19 protein-coding genes and 1 tRNA gene are annotated in these 16,008 nt (G+C 68.4%); 14 read left to right on the top strand and 6 right to left on the bottom strand.

Annotated elements, in window-relative coordinates; all coding sequences use genetic code 11:
* The first annotated feature begins 18 nt into the window (after positions 1-18).
* Genes glmS through citE form a run of 5 tightly spaced genes read left to right on the top strand, consistent with a single transcriptional unit; the run spans position 19 to position 5,428 of the window.
* Entirely contained in the window at positions 19-459 is a 441-nt protein-coding gene (gene glmS / locus ABDZ81_RS14145) for a methylaspartate mutase subunit S (RefSeq protein WP_343774653.1), read from the top strand.
* A 4-nt stretch (positions 460-463) separates the two neighbouring features.
* Positions 464-1,897 carry a methylaspartate mutase subunit E gene (locus ABDZ81_RS14140; RefSeq protein ID WP_343774652.1) on the top strand — a complete coding sequence of 478 codons (1,434 nt, stop codon included), beginning with the start codon at positions 464-466 and terminating at the stop codon, positions 1,895-1,897.
* Between the two features lies 1 nt (position 1,898).
* A complete protein-coding gene (locus ABDZ81_RS14135; RefSeq protein ID WP_343774651.1) occupies positions 1,899-3,215 on the top strand; it encodes a methylaspartate ammonia-lyase in 1,317 nt (438 codons plus the stop codon).
* Between the two features lie 17 nt (positions 3,216-3,232).
* On the top strand, positions 3,233-4,351 hold the full coding sequence (gene mch, locus ABDZ81_RS14130) for a 2-methylfumaryl-CoA hydratase (protein WP_343774650.1): 1,119 nt from the start codon (positions 3,233-3,235) through the stop codon (positions 4,349-4,351).
* A 39-nt stretch (positions 4,352-4,390) separates the two neighbouring features.
* Complete coding sequence (gene citE, locus ABDZ81_RS14125) at positions 4,391-5,428, top strand: L-malyl-CoA/beta-methylmalyl-CoA lyase (protein ID WP_343774649.1); 1,038 nt, start codon at positions 4,391-4,393, stop codon at positions 5,426-5,428.
* 28 nt (positions 5,429-5,456) lie between these two features.
* Here the strand turns inward: citE and ABDZ81_RS14120 are convergent, their stop codons facing one another.
* The 3 genes from ABDZ81_RS14120 to ABDZ81_RS14110 form a co-directional block, all read right to left on the bottom strand.
* On the bottom strand, positions 5,457-6,029 hold the full coding sequence (locus ABDZ81_RS14120) for a response regulator (RefSeq protein ID WP_343774648.1): 573 nt from the start codon (positions 6,027-6,029) through the stop codon (positions 5,457-5,459).
* Positions 6,030-6,599: 570 nt separating this feature from the next.
* A tRNA-Ser gene (locus ABDZ81_RS14115) sits at positions 6,600-6,681 on the bottom strand.
* Positions 6,682-6,735: 54 nt separating this feature from the next.
* Positions 6,736-7,488, bottom strand: a complete 753-nt coding sequence (locus tag ABDZ81_RS14110) for a hypothetical protein (protein WP_343774647.1) — start codon at positions 7,486-7,488, stop codon at positions 6,736-6,738.
* A gap of 69 nt (positions 7,489-7,557) precedes the next feature.
* Between ABDZ81_RS14110 and ABDZ81_RS14105 the strand changes: the two genes are divergently transcribed.
* A complete protein-coding gene (locus tag ABDZ81_RS14105; protein WP_343774646.1) occupies positions 7,558-7,752 on the top strand; it encodes a hypothetical protein in 195 nt (64 codons plus the stop codon).
* Positions 7,753-7,807: 55 nt separating this feature from the next.
* Here the strand turns inward: ABDZ81_RS14105 and ABDZ81_RS14100 are convergent, their stop codons facing one another.
* Positions 7,808-8,440: a uracil-DNA glycosylase gene (locus ABDZ81_RS14100; protein ID WP_343774645.1), complete on the bottom strand. Its 633-nt coding sequence runs from the start codon at positions 8,438-8,440 to the stop codon at positions 7,808-7,810.
* 259 nt (positions 8,441-8,699) lie between these two features.
* Between ABDZ81_RS14100 and ABDZ81_RS14095 the strand changes: the two genes are divergently transcribed.
* Positions 8,700-9,680 carry a DUF7344 domain-containing protein gene (locus ABDZ81_RS14095; RefSeq protein ID WP_343774644.1) on the top strand — a complete coding sequence of 327 codons (981 nt, stop codon included), beginning with the start codon at positions 8,700-8,702 and terminating at the stop codon, positions 9,678-9,680.
* On the opposite strand, the gene ABDZ81_RS14090 is transcribed toward ABDZ81_RS14095, so the two are convergent.
* Positions 9,681-10,718 carry an Mrp/NBP35 family ATP-binding protein gene (locus ABDZ81_RS14090; protein WP_343774643.1) on the bottom strand — a complete coding sequence of 346 codons (1,038 nt, stop codon included), beginning with the start codon at positions 10,716-10,718 and terminating at the stop codon, positions 9,681-9,683. It lies immediately after the preceding gene.
* Positions 10,719-10,827: 109 nt separating this feature from the next.
* Here ABDZ81_RS14090 and ABDZ81_RS14085 point away from each other — a divergent pair, with 109 nt between their 5' ends.
* From ABDZ81_RS14085 to ABDZ81_RS14055, 7 genes are all read left to right on the top strand, one after another.
* Positions 10,828-11,589, top strand: coding sequence for a hypothetical protein (locus tag ABDZ81_RS14085; RefSeq protein WP_343774642.1), 762 nt, complete (start codon positions 10,828-10,830; stop codon positions 11,587-11,589).
* A 62-nt stretch (positions 11,590-11,651) separates the two neighbouring features.
* Positions 11,652-11,942, top strand: coding sequence for a 50S ribosomal protein L21e (locus ABDZ81_RS14080; RefSeq protein WP_256391155.1), 291 nt, complete (start codon positions 11,652-11,654; stop codon positions 11,940-11,942).
* A 1-nt stretch (position 11,943) separates the two neighbouring features.
* On the top strand, positions 11,944-12,300 hold the full coding sequence (locus tag ABDZ81_RS14075) for an RNA polymerase Rpb4 family protein (RefSeq protein ID WP_343774641.1): 357 nt from the start codon (positions 11,944-11,946) through the stop codon (positions 12,298-12,300).
* 46 nt (positions 12,301-12,346) lie between these two features.
* Positions 12,347-12,928: a DUF655 domain-containing protein gene (locus ABDZ81_RS14070; protein WP_343774640.1), complete on the top strand. Its 582-nt coding sequence runs from the start codon at positions 12,347-12,349 to the stop codon at positions 12,926-12,928.
* Positions 12,929-13,097: 169 nt separating this feature from the next.
* Positions 13,098-13,937, top strand: coding sequence for a 16S ribosomal RNA methyltransferase A (locus ABDZ81_RS14065; protein WP_343774639.1), 840 nt, complete (start codon positions 13,098-13,100; stop codon positions 13,935-13,937).
* Positions 13,937-15,088, top strand: a complete 1,152-nt coding sequence (locus ABDZ81_RS14060) for a mechanosensitive ion channel family protein (protein ID WP_343774638.1) — start codon at positions 13,937-13,939, stop codon at positions 15,086-15,088. The genes ABDZ81_RS14065 and ABDZ81_RS14060 overlap by 1 nt, the downstream gene beginning before the upstream one ends.
* Positions 15,089-15,661: a HemK2/MTQ2 family protein methyltransferase gene (locus tag ABDZ81_RS14055; RefSeq protein ID WP_343774637.1), complete on the top strand. Its 573-nt coding sequence runs from the start codon at positions 15,089-15,091 to the stop codon at positions 15,659-15,661.
* Between the two features lie 18 nt (positions 15,662-15,679).
* Here ABDZ81_RS14055 and ABDZ81_RS14050 read toward each other — a convergent pair whose 3' ends face one another.
* The gene (locus ABDZ81_RS14050; RefSeq protein WP_343774636.1) at positions 15,680-15,901 is read right to left on the bottom strand and encodes a DUF8144 family membrane protein; all 222 of its coding nucleotides are present in this window, start codon (positions 15,899-15,901) and stop codon (positions 15,680-15,682) included.
* Between the last annotated feature and the right edge of the window lie 107 nt (positions 15,902-16,008).

Raw genomic sequence — 16,008 nt, 5'->3', positions numbered from 1 at the left:
GACCGTCGAGACACCGACATGGCGAAGACAGTCATCCTCGGCGTCATCGGATCCGACGCGCACGTCGTCGGCATCACGATCCTAGAACAGGCCCTGCGCGCCGCAGGGTTCGACGTCGTCAACCTGGGCGTCCAGACCTCTCAAGAGGACTTCATCACCGCAGCGGACGACGCCGACGCCGAGGCTGTACTGATCTCGTCGCTGTACGGCCACGCGGAACAGGACTGCCAAGGGTTCCGCGAGCGCCTCGACGAGGCGGGCCTCGACGTCCTGACCTACATCGGCGGCAACCTCGCGGTCGGGCAGGACGACTTCGAGGAGACCCGCCGGAAGTTCCGCGAGCTCGGCTTCGATCGAGTCTTCGACTCGGAGACCGACCCGGAGGAGGCGATCGCCGCGCTCCGACAGGACCTCCAGCTCGCCGCGACCGAGGCCGAGCGCCACAGGGTCGAGGGATAGCTCGATGTTGCGAGACGAGCCAATCCCCGACGAGCAGTTGCAACGCATCGACGAGAACGTCCGCGGGAACTGGCCCACCGGCGAGGCCGTCGACTTCGAGGACGCGATCGCGTTCCACGAGTCGCTGCCGGCTTCGAAGCGCTTCGCCGACGTGCTCGAAGCGGCCGACAAGCCGCTTCTCCAGCCTCGCGCCGGCGTCGCGCGGCTCGACGAGCAGATCGAGCTCCTCGAACACCTGCAGAACGCGGGGCAGGCCGACCTGCTGCCGACGACCATCGACTCCTACACGCGCGACAACGAGTACGAGAAGGCCCAGCAGGGCCTGGAAGACGCCCGCGAAAGCGGCGGGGAGACGCTCAACGGCTTCCCCGCGGTCAACCACGGCGTCGAGGGCTGTCGCGAGCTGATCGAGGCGCTCGACGCGCCGATCGAGGTCCGCCACGGGACGCCCGACGCCCGCTTACTGGCGGCGATCACGTTCGCCGGCGGGTTCCAGAGCTTCGAGGGCGGGCCGATCTCCTACAACATCCCCTACACCAAGGAACACGACCTTGAGGCGACGATCCGCCACTGGCAGTACGTCGACCGCCTCGCGGGCGCCTACACCGAACGGGGCGTCCGGATCAACCGCGAGCCGTTCGGTCCCCTTACGGGGACGCTCGTCCCGCCCTGCATCGCCATCGCGGTGATGGTGATCGAGGGGATGCTCGCGGCCACCCAGGGCGTCCGCTCGATCACGCTGGGCTACGGGCAGGTCGGCAACCTCGTCCAGGACGTCGCCGCCCTGCACGCGCTGCGCTCGCTCGGCGAGGAGTACCTGCCCGACGAGGTCGCGGTCACGACCGTCTTCCACGAGTGGATGGGCGGCTTCCCGCCGGACGAGGCCCGCGCGAACGGCGTCATCGGGCTCGGCGGGATGACCGCCGCCGTCGCCCAGCCGGACAAGGTCATCACCAAGTCGCCCCAGGAGTTCCAGGGCGTCCCGACCAAGGAGGCCAACGCGGCCGGACTCCGGACTACTCGCCAGCTCGTCGACATGGTCGTCGAGCAGGACGTCCAGCTCGTCGGCGTCGACCGCGAACTGAACCTGATCCAAAAGGCCAGCCGCGAACTGATCGAGGAAGTGCTCGCTCAGGGGGAGGGAGACGTCGCGCAGGGCACCCTCGCGGCGTTCGACTCGGGCGCGCTGGACGTCCCGTTCGCCCCGAGCGACAGCGCGAAGGGCGACGTGCTGCCGGCCCGCGACGACGACGGCCGCATCAGGATCTTCGAGTTCGCCGACCTCGCGCTGTCCGACGACGTGAAAGAGATCCACCAGAACCGGCTCGACTCGCGGGCGAGCACGGAGGGGCGCGACCAGACATTTAGAATGGTCGCCGACGACGTCGACGCGATCAGCGACGGGAAACTGATCGGCCGGCCGCAGGAGGGTGACTGAGATGGCCGAGATCCGCGCCGTCCGGGCGATCCCCACCGTCTCCGGATTCTTCTTCGACGACCAGCGCGCGATCAAGGCCGGCGCCGAGCGCGACGGCTTCGACTACCGCGGCGAGCCCGTCACGCCCGGCTTCGACGCCGTCCGCGAGGCCGGCGAGGCGCTGACGGTCGAACTCGAACTCGCGGACGGCACCGTCGCGACCGGCGACTGCGCCGCAGTTCAGTATTCGGGCGCCGGCGGACGCGACCCCCTCTTCCGCGCCGCCGAGTACCGACCAGTCGTTGAGGACGTCATCGGTCCCGAACTCGTCGGGCGCGACGCCGACGCGTTCGCCGAGAACGCTGCCGTGATCGAGCGGCTGTCGCCCGCTCCGGGTCGCCCCGGGAGCAGCGGCGTCCCCGGCGGCGACAGCGAGAGCAGCGGGACCCTCCACACTGCGGTGCGCTACGGCGTCTCGCAGGCGCTGTGCGACGCGGCGGCGAAAGCCCGCGGGACGACCCGGACCGACGTGCTGGCCGACGCGCTGGGGACCGAGCCGGCGACCGAGCCCGTTCCGGTGTTCGGCCAGTCCGGCGACGACCGGCGGACGAACGCCGAGAAGATGCTGGTCAAGGGCGTCCCGGTGCTTCCCCACGGTCTCTTTAATAGCGTCGAGAAGGTCGGCGCGGACGGCGAGGGGCTGCGCGAGTACCTCGCGTGGCTCGCCGATCGCACCGCCGAGCTCGGAGCGGCGTCGTACGAGCCCCGATTCCACGTCGACGTGTACGGCGTGCTGGGCGACGTGTTCGGCCCGCCGTACGACCGCAACGAGGTCGTCGATTACTTCGACTCCCTGCGGGCGGCCGCCGCTCCCTACCCCCTCCAGATCGAGGGGCCGATGGACGAGGGCCACAGGGGAGAACAGATCCGCGCGATGGCCGAGCTGCGCGACGGCCTCGCGGACGCCGGCGTCGCGGTCGACATCGTCGCCGACGAGTGGTGCAACACGTTCGAGGACGTCCGGGCGTTCGTCGACGCCGGCGCGGCCGACCTCGTTCAGGTCAAGACGCCGGACCTGGGGGGCATCCAGCGCAGCGCCGAGGCGGTCCGGTACTGCGAGGGCACCGACACCCGCGCCTACCTCGGGGGCACTTGCAACGAGACGGACGTCTCCGCGCGGGCCTGCGCTCACGTCGCGCTGGCGACCGACGCCGCGCAGGTGCTCGCCAAGCCCGGCATGGGGTTCGACGAGGGGTACATGATCGTCGAAAACGAGATGCGCCGGACGCTGGCTCGGCGCGACGCCAACGGCCAGCGAGCCGCGGCCGCGGACGACTGACCGAGACTTCGACACCGATGACAGACGACACTGATCCGACCGACTGGACCGATCCCGAGACGTTCCGCGCGGCGCTCGACCGCGCCGAGACGCGAGAGAAGGGCAACTACTTCGAGGCGTTCGCCGAGGGCGACCGCATCGAGCACGAGCCCGGCATCCGCCTCTCCAGAGCGGGCAACGAGCGCTGGATGGCCCAGACGCTCAACCACGATCCGGCGTTCTGGCGGACCGACGCCGCCGCCGAGCGCGGCTACGACGAGCCGCCGATCCACCCCGACTACCTGCTCGCGGCCACGATGGGCCCGAGCGTCGAGGACCTCAGCGAGAAGGGCGGCTACTTCCTCGGGCGCACCGACGTGCGCTACCGGACCGACGCGGTGTATCCGGGGACCGAACTCCGTGTCGACTCGACGGTGATCGAGACGAAAGCCTCCGGCTCCCGGCCCGAGTACGGCATCGTCACCTGGGAGACGACCGGTCGGGACGCCGAGACGGGCGACGCACTCGTCTCCTACCGCCGGACGAACATGATCCCGAGGCGCGATCCCGACGAATCCGTCGAAACTGACGGCGGACAGACAGCCGGAGAGCAGCCCGATACTGACGCCGATCCCCGACTCCCCGACGAGCTACTGACGCCCGACGGGGAGTGTTTCGAGGACTTCCGGACCGCGCTCGACGACGCCGAGGGTCGCGACGCCGCGGTGGCCTACCGCCACGAGCGCGGGCGCACGATCGACGACGCGCTGCTCGCCGGCCTGCCGCTGGCGACGCTCAACACGGCCAAGCAGCACCACGACGCCGCGGCGATGGCTGACTCGCCCTCCGGCGAGTCGGTCGTCTACGGCGACGTCACTCGATCGATCGCGCTGGCCCACGCCCGCTCGGACGAGCGCACATTCCGCGAACTGGGCTACGACGACGAGCGCTTCCACGACTTCGTGACCGCGGGCGACACGATCTACGGGTTCACGCGCGTGCTGGGAGCGAGCGAGACGCCGACGATCGACGTGCCGTCCGGCGTCGACGCGACCGACACCGCGGGGGAGGTGAGGTTCCAGCACGTCGCGTTCAACCAGAACGAGGAGCCCGTTTACTCCGGAACCAGAACCGCGCTGATCGAGATGCGAGACTGACCGAGCTGCGACGACCACAACCGATACCACGACACTACCATGCCACGACTCTGCCGCACGTTCCAGACCGCACCGGCCGCCGTCCCCCGCGAGGACTCGGCGAAGTACCTCCGATCGGGCCTGACCGCAGAGGGCTTCGCCCTCCCGGACTGGCTCGTTCCGGACCTCGAAGACGGCACGGCGCCGGAGATGAAAGACGCCGCGCTGGAGAACACGGTCGAACTTCTGAGCGAGCACGGCGAGGCGTTCGCCGGCGAGCTCTGGCCCCGCGTCCAGTGGGGGTACGACAGCGAGCGCGCTCGCGACCGCGGGCGCGAGGAGATCGAGACGCTCGTCCGCGAGGTCGGCGCTGAGATCGACGGCGTCGTCGTCCCGAAGGTCGGCCGCGCCGCGGACGTCCGGCGCGCGCTCGACGCCGTCGCCGAGTTCGAGCGAACCTACGGCCACGACGAGGGATCGATCGAGCTCTCGATCATCGTCGAGACGGCGCGGGCCGTCTCCGACCTATCCGAAATCGCGCGCCTCGGCGAGGACGGCCGCCTCGCCGGGCTCGTGTTCGGCCCGGTCGACTACACCGCCGAACTCGGTGGGCGGGAGTTCGACGGCTCGCGCCCGACCTGGCCCGCGCTGCTCGAACGGCTCTCGAACGAAGCCAGCGCGAACGATCTCGTCGCGGTCGGCGGGCCCTTCGATCAGCTGTTCGAGGAGCGCGCCGGCGTGACCTTCTATAACGGCGACGCCTACGCCGATCAGGTCGAGCGCGAAGCCGCGGTCGGGCTCGACGGCAGCTGGTCGCTCCACCCTAACCAGACCGAGCAGGCAAACCGCATCCACACGCCCCGCCCCGAGGAACTACGACGCGACGTCGGGCGCATCGAGGCCTTCCAGGACGCCAAATCGGAGGGCACCGGCGCCGTCTCGGTCGACGGGCAGATGATCGACGAGGCGACGTTCAAGAACTTCGCCAACACCGTCGAGACCGTCCGACGAATCCACGAGACGCGACCGCGCCAGACCGACGAGCGGTTCGACGACGCGCTGCTGGAGCGCGCGCTGGCGCTCGACACCGAGTGGTGAGCGCTCGGGACGCCGCTACGGGGCTCGGCTACGTCTCCTCGAACTCGCTCGCCGAAAAGTCCAGCTCGTCGTACTCGCGCAACATTCGTTCGAGATCCTCGCGGAGCGACTCGGCCAGCACCGTCAGTTCCTCGTACCGGTCGTCGGCTTCCAGCTCGGCGTAGGGCTTCTGTTCTTCGAGCGTCGAGAGCTTGGCCTTGAGCCGGAAGTACTCGTCGAGGCGCGTGTCGTAGGAGTCGAGCAGCAGCTGGGTCTCGACGGCGTCTTTCACGTCCGTCTCGGTCGCGGGCTTGACGAGGTACTCGTCGAACTGCATGTCGACGATGTCGAAGTCGGGCTCGATCGCGGTCACCATCACGACGCGGCAGTCGTACCCCTCCTCGCGGATCCGCTTGAGCACCTCGTCGCCGGACAGTTCGGGCATCCGCCGGTCGAGCAACACGACGTCGACGGCGTCGTCGAGCGTCTCGAGCGCTTCCTGGCCTCCGTAGGCCCGTCGAACGGAGTAGAGGTCTTCGAGGTAGGTCGCGTACAGGTCCGTCACTCGCTCCTCGTCGTCGACGACGAGAATCGTGGCCTCGGGACCCACGTGATCGTCCATCACACGGGAGTTTCGTGTCACCCGTAAAATAGCTTCTGTCTGCGCGGAATACCGACGGACGGACGCCAATCGTCCGATCGAACGCGGCATCCTGTCGAGCTTCGTAGGTAGTCGCTAACCGCGCGATCGGGATACGGCGACGGGGAGGGGGCTTGACCCCGGTGGAACCGCTCGCTGCGCTCGCGATTGCGTGCTTCAAATCCCAGCGTCCGCGATTCACCGCTCACAGTGGCGAGCACACGAGGTGCTCGCCGTTCGTTCGCGGTAGAATACGGTGGGGATGGGATTTGAACCGGACCCAGACGTGCTCGCTCACTACGTTCGCTGCGCGCGACTGGTAGGGCTCAAATCTCACGTCTACGCTTCGCTTCTCACGTCCGTTCGTCGCAGAAGGCGGTGGGGATGGGATTTGAACCTCAGTCGTTCCCGTTCGCTCGCTACGCTCGCTCACCTCCCACTCCCTGCTTCAAATCCCAACGTCTACGCTTTACTCGTCACGTCCGTTTTCCGTGACTCGCTGCACTCGTCACGATGTCTCACTCACTCCGTTCGCGAGACCCTCGCAAAAGGCGGTGGGGATGGGATTTGAACCCATGAGGCTGACGCCACCGGTTTTCAAGACCGGCGCAATAGGCCGCTCTGCCACCCCACCTCGGATACGACTACGCGCGTCCGGACTTAAGAACTAACGGAAATCTCCCGCCGGTCAATCGCGGACGAGCGTCGGGTCGCCGTCGTCCTCGACGCGCAGTCCGAGGTCGTCGATCAGCTTCGTCGTGAACTCGGGGACGATCCGGCCGGCCGTGACCCGCGAGCGTAGCATCGTGACGAGCGTCGTCAGCCCGTCGGCCGTGTCGACCGTCGGGAGCAACTCGGTGTACTCGACGTCGTGGCCGGCGTCGACCGCGCGGGTCGCGAGCGTCTCCACGGCGGGCGGTTCGTAGGCGCCCTGGAAGTCGATCGTGTCCGTAAAGCCCGCGTAGTACACCTCGCCGCCGAGCGAGGGGCCGAGGACGACGGGGTTGTTCCGGAGCTTCATCGCCGCGCCGTCGACGTGCGTCCGGGCCATCAGCGGCGTCGTCGGCGGGACCGCGGCCGCAGATTTGACCTCCTCGCTCTCCAGCAGGTGGGTGATCGTGTTGCCGGCGCGGGCCGACCGCGAGGTGCCGACCTGCACCTCGAAGCGAGCCTCGTCGATATCGTCGACGGCTTCGCGAGCGAGCGCTCGCAGTTCGTCTTCGGCGCTTTGCTCGCCCTGGTGCTCGTCCGGAATATCGACGTCCGAGCGATAGTTCACGAGCAGGTCGCCGCCGCTGGCGTCGACGGCGCGCAGCACGTCCTTGTACGCCGCGGCGTACAGGTCGGCGGCCTCGGCGGCCGACAGCGGCGTCGTCTCGGCGAGTTCCTGCAGTACGAGCCCCTCGCGCGGCGGCTCCGCGACGACTGCGACGACTGTCATGCCCTAAACTCCCTGACGCGGACCCTTCAACCCGCCGTTTTATTGGCCGCTGGCTGGAACCTATCCAGCGTGAGAGTACAGCGACCGATCGCCGTTCTGGGGGTGCTGACGGTACTCGCGCTCGCGGTCGGCGGCGCGTGGAGTCTGGCGTCGTCGCTCGGACAGCCCGAAGCCGCCACCGCGGCGTTCGTCGCGGCGGCGCTGCTGATCGTCGGCGTCGTCGGCGTCCGATCCCGGCGCTCGATCGAGAATCCCTACTGGTGACTGCGCGCCGTCCAGCGTCGGCGTCCGGCGACTACCGCAGTTCGGCGTCCGGCGACTACCGGCCGCGCCGTCCTTTCGTCTGGCGGTAGTCCGTCGCCATCAGCTCGGCGAACGCCTCGACGAACGTCTGAGTCTGGTCGTCGGTCTGCTCGTCGGGCGCGATCATCGGCACGAGCTCGAAGCCGCGCCCGCGGATCCGCTCGCCGTGGTCCTCGACGACGTCGAGGTCATCGACCGGCGTCGTCGTGTACTCCGCGCCGATCTCCTCGAGCGCGCGCTCGCCGACCGGCACGAGGATCTCGGGGTTGATCATCCGAATCTCGGCGTTCAGATAGGGCTCGCAGCGGACGATCTCCTCGTCGGTCGGCGCGCGATCGGGCTCGCGACAGCGCGTCAGGTACGTGAGAAAGGCGTTCGAGAGCTCCGGCTCCTCGCTGTCCGGCTGGGAGGCCGAGAGACCGAGCCGCCGGAGGATCGAGAGCAGCTGTCGGCCCGGCTCGTCGCCGGTGAAGGGGACGCCCGTCCGGTCGGCGCCGGGGCCGGGCATCTCGCCGACGAACAGGAAGTCCGCGCCCACGTCGCCGTACCCGTGGGCGATCGTCGAGCGCGTCTCGCAGAGCTCGGGGCAGTTCCGGCACTCCTCGTCCATCCCGAACGGGTTCGACAGCTCCTCCTGGTTCGCGTCCACACGCGACGTTGTCGACGTCGGCACAAAAGGCCCTCGCCGCGCGCCGGCGAACGGTAGTGAACTGCCTGCAGATGCCGACCCGCTTGCTCGGGAGTCGTTGCTCGCTACTTACCTATGCCCGCGTTATAGCCGAAATTAGGGTCCGACTCTATCCAGATTCTCCCTCGATAGATCCTCTTGCCTTCGTTTCAGTTCGATTGGTTGCGAGGAGCGCGGAAGAGTCATAACGCCCACGGGCCGTCCCTCGAACAGATCCACAATGGAACCGGGAGTGGCAGACGGCGGATGGGACGTCGCCGAGAAGTCCGGCGCGATCACGATCGGCGGACTGGGGCTGGTGCTCGGCGCCGTCGGCATCGAGTTCGTGCTGTCGGACCCCGAGCCGCTGGCGTGGTGGTCCTTCGAGTTCGGCGTCGCGGCGGCGTTACCGGCCGTGTTGATGTACGCGGGCTACTGGCTCGCGCGGACCGACTTCGACGCCGACGAGCTCTGGAGCGTCACCGCCTGGTCGTTCGCCGGCGTCGTCGCGCTCACGACGGTCGGCGGATGGCTGTTCGTCCACCAGACGGCCGAGGGCACGCACGTCACCGACCCGGGCTACCTGCTGGTCACGCTGGCGACTGTCGGCGCGCTCGGCGGGCTGACGGCCGGCGTCGCGAGAGCGGGAAGCATCGGCGGGGGCGTGACCCGGATCTCGGCCGATTCCGTCCGAACCCCGTCCACCGACGAGGACTCGGCAGCCTCGCGGGCGGAGGACGACAACCCGCCGCGAGATGACGACGCGGGAAGCGATGAGGTCGCGGCAGGCGATGACGACGCTGCACGCGATGACGACGCGGCGTCGGACGCGTGGGTCGGCCTCCCGTCGATGCCCGTCGAGGAGCGAGCGGCCGAGGACGTCGATCTGGAAGACGTCGTCGCGGGCGAGCAGCGGCGGATCGCCGTCGAGTACCTCACGTCGACGCCCGGACGGACGCTGACGGTCCACCAGCTGGTGGACCTGATCGTCGAGCGGCGCGGAGCCAAGACCGGCGACCGTCCGGACAGGGAGCCGATCGTGCGCAGACTGCACTGCATCGACCTTCCGAAGCTGGCCGCCGCCGGGCTGATCGAGCGCGACGAGCACGGCCGGATCCGCTACGTCGGCGGTCAGGAAGAGACGGCGCGGCTCGCGTCGCTCGTCGAGGCGATCGACGCGGTCGACGGCGGGGGCGACGACGATACTCCAGTCGACTTCTAGCTAGGACTGCCTGCGACGCCGGACGATCCCGGCGTTGTTTGCGACGTTTCCGGCCATCTCGCGGAACGCTTCGCCCGTTTCGCTGTCGTCGTCGAGCACGATCGGCTCCCCCTCGTCGCCGCCCGTCCTGACGTCGGGATCGAGCGGGATCGAGCCCACCAGCGGCATGTCGTGTTCCTCGGCGAAGCGCTGGCCGCCGCCGCTGCCGAAGATGTCGTGCTGGCCGCCACAATCCGGACAGCGGAACGACGCCATGTTCTCCGCGATGCCCAGCACCGGCGTGTCGTGCTTGCCGAACATCTCCAGGCCCTTGCGCGCGTCGTCGAGCGCGACGTCTTGGGGCGTCGTCACGATGACGGCGCCGGTGACCGGCACCGTCTGGAGCAGGGTGAGCTGCGTGTCGCCGGTGCCGGGCGGCAGGTCGATCACCATGTAGTCCAGATCGCCCCACTCGACGTCCTCCCAGAGCTGGGTCAGGACCTTGTGGACCATCGGACCGCGCCAGATGACGGGGTCGTCCTCGCCGACGAGGAACGCCATGCTCATCAGCTTCATGCCGTACTGCTCGGGCGGGACGAGCGTCTCGTCCTTGGTGGCCTGTGGCGGCTCGTCGGCGTCGACCATCCGGGGGACGTTCGGCCCGTAGATGTCGGCGTCGAACAGCCCGACGCGCGCGCCGAGTTCCGAGAGACCCGCCGCGAGATTGACGGCGACGGTGCTCTTGCCGACGCCGCCTTTGCCCGAGGCGACGGCGATCACGTTCTCGACGTTGGGAAACACCTGCTCGTCGGCCGGGATGTCGTCGTCCACGCGAGCCGACAGCGAGACCTCGATCCCCTCCTCGCCGAGCACCTCGCGTACCTCGTTCGCGATCGCGGTCTCGTTCGGCGAGTACGGCGCGCCCAGCGCGAGCGAGACGTGTACCGATTCGTCGCCGTCGAACTCGACGTCGTTGACGAGCCCGAGCGAGACGATGTCGTCGCCGAGATCCGGGTCCTCGATCTCCCGCAGGAGATCGAGCACGTCGTCTTCGTCCATGCCCCATGATAGGCGGTGACCCGTCGAAAAGAGTTGTGAAGGGGCGACGCCGCGGTTCGGCGCCGCGACGAGCGATCGATTTTTGCGGGATGCCGCGGAACCACCGCGCATGGACGGCGAGCGCGTTCCCGACTCGTTTGCTTCCCACGTACTAGTCGTCTCCGAGTCCGTAGACACGAACGACGAGATCGGCGTCCACAACGACGTGCTGTCGGCGATTCTCGATCGATCCGACACGATCGACCTGTGGGCCGACGCGGACCTCGTGGGCGACGAGTATCCCGACGTCGCGGCGTCGCTCCGCGAAGCGTTCGAGCGAATCGAGAAAGGACGGTACCGGGGCGCGCTCCCCGACTGTCGATCCGCGCTGGACGCGCTGCTCGCCACCGAGGGCGTCTATCGCTTCGTCGGCCTCGAACGGCTGGACGCCCGAGTCGACGATCAGTTGCTCGCCCGATACGTACCCGATCACTCGAAGTTCCGCATCGACGCCACGGCCGCCGAGGGGCTGGACGCCGAACTTCGGCGGACGCTCGCGGACGCCGAAGCGGGGATACTGCCGGCACGAACACTCGCAGAGTGGTCCAGTGACGGCATCCAGTACGAACTCCGTCCTCCGTCGCTCTGCACCGACCGTAGTTGCTGGGGCCTTACCGGCGTCACGGCCGTCCGGCTGGACGACGCCGATCGTCGGATCGAACTGAACTGGGCGGAGCCGAGCGGCGTCCTGCAGCGTGCGGCCGATCTGCTGTTTCCCGACTCTCCGCGGGCGTTCGCGTTCGACGACGAGGCGGCGTACCGCGACGCCGCCGACGCCTTCGAGCTGATCGCGAAGCGCCTCGAAATCCCGGTCGAACGCGCGTCGGCGTGAGCGGCGCGCGCGGACGGAACGCACCATTTATTACGCCGAACGGTCAAACCCGGGGTACGACTATGCCAAACTCTAATGGACCCCGCCAAGGCACCCGTAACAAACTCGCCAACCATCCGCGAGACAGCGGCGCGTCCCCGCCCCAGCGCTCGATCCAGGAGTTCGAGGAGGACTCGAAGGTCCACCTCAAGATCGACCCCAGCGTCCCCGACGGTCAGTTCCACCCGCGCTTCAACGGCCACACGGGCACCGTGGTCGGGAAGCAGGGCCGGGCGTTCCAGGTCGAGATCAGCGACAAGGGTAAGACCAAGAAGCTGATCGTCAACCCCGCGCACCTGAAGGCCCAGGAGTAGCATGACGATCTTCAAAGAGAAGATCGACGAGGAGTACCTGACCCTCGCGGAGACCAAGGAGCTGCTCGCGGACGTCGAGGCCGACCGGACCGCCGACGAGGACCGCGAGATGCGCTACGAGCTCGCGCGGGCGATCGAGCACGTCAACCGCTTCGCCGTGCTCGAGCCCGAGGAGGCCCAGGAGCTCGTCGATCAGCTGCTCGACTTCGAGAAGGTCGACGAGGCGACGGCCTACAAGATCGCGAATCTCCTCCCCCAGGACCGGGACGAGCTACGCGCCGTGTACGCCCAGGAGCGGTACTCGCTGTCGGGCGACGAACTCGACGAGATTCTCAACGTCGTCGCAAAGTACGCCTGAGGCGGGCGACCGTTTAAGTGTTCGCTCGCCGTAACGTAGAGGTACGATGAGCCACGCCACCGGCGACGAGTCGACGCTCCGTCGAGCCGTCGTCCTCGACACGCTTCCGCACGGCCGCTCGGACGACGATAGGCCCCAGTACCAGAAGCCCCCGCTCGCGTACGCCGTCGCCGAGGACGACTTCCGGCTGTACGAGATCGTCTTCGAGGAGGACGCCGAGGTGAGCATCGGCGACCGGGTGACGGTCGCTCCCGCCGACGAGCGCGTGGCGATCGACGAGCTCAAGCGAGTCGAGTACGGCGACCTCTCGGGCGGCGCCCAGTCAGAACTGGAGTACGTCGTCGAGGACGTCGTCGAGGAGAACCCCCAGCGGTTCGTCGACTTCTACAACGAGGCCCAGCCGATCACGCTCCGACTCCACCAGCTGAACCTCCTGCCGGGGATCGGCAAGAAGCTGCGCAACTCCATCCTCGACGAGCGAAAGCGCAAGCCCTTCGAGAGCTTCGAGGAGCTCGAAGAGCGCGTCAGCGGGCTCCACGACCCCGACGAGGTGCTGGTCGAGCGGATCATCGAGGAGATCCGCGAGGACGACCTGAAGTACCGGACGTTCGTCGACGCCGATCAGTAACGAGCGCGAACCGTATCCGCCGGCACCGGCGCCGACGCTGCCGCGGTCGACGACCGGACGGTCGGATGCCGAACGCTCCGCCGTGCCGCGGCGTCGCCGCCGACCCGCTTTCTGCCGCAGATTTGCGAGTCGGTGTGTTTACACCCGTCCGTTGCGTAGCCGCCAGGAAATGAGAGATCCCGACGGGCTGCTGCGGCGGGCCGGCGTGCGGGGGAACCCGGACCGCGACCAGCACTTCCTGATCGACGACCGCGTGCTCGATCGCCTGCCGGACTATCTGGAGAATACAGATCGCAGTCACCTGCTGGAGATCGGCGCCGGCACGGGCGCGCTGACCGACCGGCTGCTCGCCGAGGCCGACCGCGTCACCGTCGTCGAGCGCGACCCCGAACTCGCCGCGTTCCTCCGCGAGGAGTTCGCCGACGAGATCGGCGCCGACCGGCTCACCGTGATCGAGGGCGACGCGCTAGACGTCGAGCTACCGGAGTTCTCGGCCTCGGTCTCGAACCTGCCCTACGGCGTCTCCAGCGAGATCGCGTTCCGGCTGCTGCCCGAGGGGAAGCCGCTCGTGCTGATGTTCCAGAAGGAGTTCGCCGAGCGGATGGCCGCCGATGCCGGCACCGACGACTACGGTCGACTGTCGGTGACCGCCCAGCACTACGCCGACGTGGAGGTCGTCGAACCCGTCCCGAAGGAGGCGTTCTCGCCGCCCCCGGAGGTCCAGAGCGCCGTCGTCCGGACGACGCCGCGGGCGCCGGACTACGAGGTCGACGACGAGGCCTTTTTCCTGGACTTCGTGAAAGCGATCTTCACCCAGCGGCGCAAGACGCTGCGTAACGCGATCCGGAACACGGCCCACATCTCGGGGCTCGACGACGCCTCGGCCGTCGTCGATGCGGTCGACGAGGAGCTGCTCCGGCGGCGCCCCGGCACGCTCGAACCGTCGGAGTTCGCGGAGCTGGCGGTCCTCGCGGGCGAGCACGGCTTCGAGGGAGGTGAAACCGGCTGATGGCCGGGACGCTGACGGTGGTACCGATGCTGGACGCGGCCCAGATCGGCGTCGATCGTGTCGTGACGACGACTGAAGGAAAGCTGCTCGTCTCGGTGGCCGCCCTCGCGGTGGCGGTCGTCACCGCCTGGCTCGCGCGTCGGGGACGCGAACGGCTCGCCGAGCGCGTCCGGCCGGCCGTCGCGGACGTCGTGGTCCCGATCGTCGTCATCTCCGTGTTCGCCGCCGCGGTGACCGTGATCCTCGACGCGTGGGAGCTGAGCGGCGACGCGCTGAAGGTGATCGGCAGCCCGAGCGGGCCGACGCTGGGGCGGCTGATGGTGACCGGCATCGTCCTCGTCGGCGGGTACGTCGTCACGAGCGCGGTCCGACGGCTGCTAGACGACCTCATCGGACGGAGTGACGCCGTCACCGACCACCAGCGCGAGGTCACGTTTCGGCTCTCGCAACTGGTCGTCTGGATCAGCGCGTTGATCACCGTGCTCGGCGTCTGGCGGGTCAACCTAGAAGGCCTGCTGATCGGCGCGGGGTTCCTCGGTATCGTGGTCGGTATGGCCGCCCGCCAGACGCTGGGCGCGCTGCTGTCGGGGTTCGTCCTGATGCTCTCGCGTCCCTTCGAGATCGGCGACTGGATCGAGATCGGCACCCAGGGCCAAGAGGGGATCGTCACCGACATCACGATGATGAATACGCGCATCCAGACGTTCGACGGCGAGTACGTGATGGTGCCCAACGACGTCATCGGCGGTCAGTCGATCACCAACCGATCGCGGAAGGGCCGCCTCAGACTGGAGATCGAGGTGGGCGTCGACTACGACGCCGACATCGATCGGGCGGTCGAGCTGGCGGACGACGCCGTCGAGGAGATCGAGGAGTCGCTCGACGTGCCGAGCCCGGAGACGGTGGTCAAACGCTTCGACGACTCCTCGGTCGTGCTCGGCGTCCGGTTCTGGATCGACAACCCGAGCGCCAGACGCCGCTGGCGCGCCCGCACCGCCGCCATCAGCTCGGTCAAGGATGCCTTCGACGAGGCGGGCGTCACCATCCCGTTCCCGCAGCGCACCGTCGGCGGTCGCGAACAGGGCGGGCGGGACCCGACGCTCGGCGGCGAGACACCGGTCGCGGAGTCGCCGCCCGGAGGTGACGAGTAGGTGGACCTCGCCGAACGGCGCGGCGTCGAGACCGACGTGTACCAGCCCGCCGAAGATTCGGGCCTGCTCGCCGCCGAAGCCGAATCGCGCGTCGACGCCGACGATCGGGTGCTGGAGGTCGGCACCGGGTCGGGCTACGTCGCCGAGCGCGTCGCAGAGGAGACGGGTGCGAGCGTCCTCGCCTCGGACCTCAACCCACACGCCTGCCGGCAGGCCCGCGAGCGCGACCTCGACGTCGTGCGCGCCGACCTGACGACGCCGTTTCCCGAGTCGGCGTTCGACGTCGTTCTCTTTAACCCGCCGTACCTGCCGGTCGACGAACTCGCTGAGCGCGACGACTGGATGGAGATCGCGCTGTCGGGTGGTGAGACGGGCCGCGAGGTGATCGAGGCGTTTCTCGACGACGTCGGGCGCGTGCTCGCGCCGGACGGCCGGATCTTCCTGCTGGTCAGCAGTCTCACGGGCGTCGACGAGGTCGTCGAGCGCGCCGCCGCCGCGGGTTTTAGCGCCGCGGCGCTCCGCGACGAGTCGTACCCCTTCGAGACGCTGACCGTGCTGAAGCTGGTCCGGTGAGCGATCGACTCGGACGGTTCACGCCGCCTCGAACGACTCGTCGTAGCGGCGGTAGAGTATCGCAAAGGCGACGAAGGCTGCGATCGCACCGACTAAGGTCCCCACCCAGGCGCCGTACGGCATCCCCACTCTCCGAAACAGTTCCGCGGCCGCCGCTCCGCCCATCGACATCGCGAAGATCACGGCGGCCCCGAGGAGAAAGCGGGTGACGAAGTTATCCTCGACCGGGTTCTGTTCCATGCGCCGGCGTTCGCTTCGCCACGAGATAAACAGTCTCCTACGGAACAGGCCCGCGAATAACTGCGAAGCATTAATCCGAATAGGAAATATTAAAGCCCGTCATTTCG

This window comes from Natronoarchaeum mannanilyticum (assembly GCF_039522665.1).
GTDB lineage: Archaea > Halobacteriota > Halobacteria > Halobacteriales > Natronoarchaeaceae > Natronoarchaeum > Natronoarchaeum mannanilyticum.
This window is presented reverse-complemented; position numbering and strand designations above follow the sequence as displayed.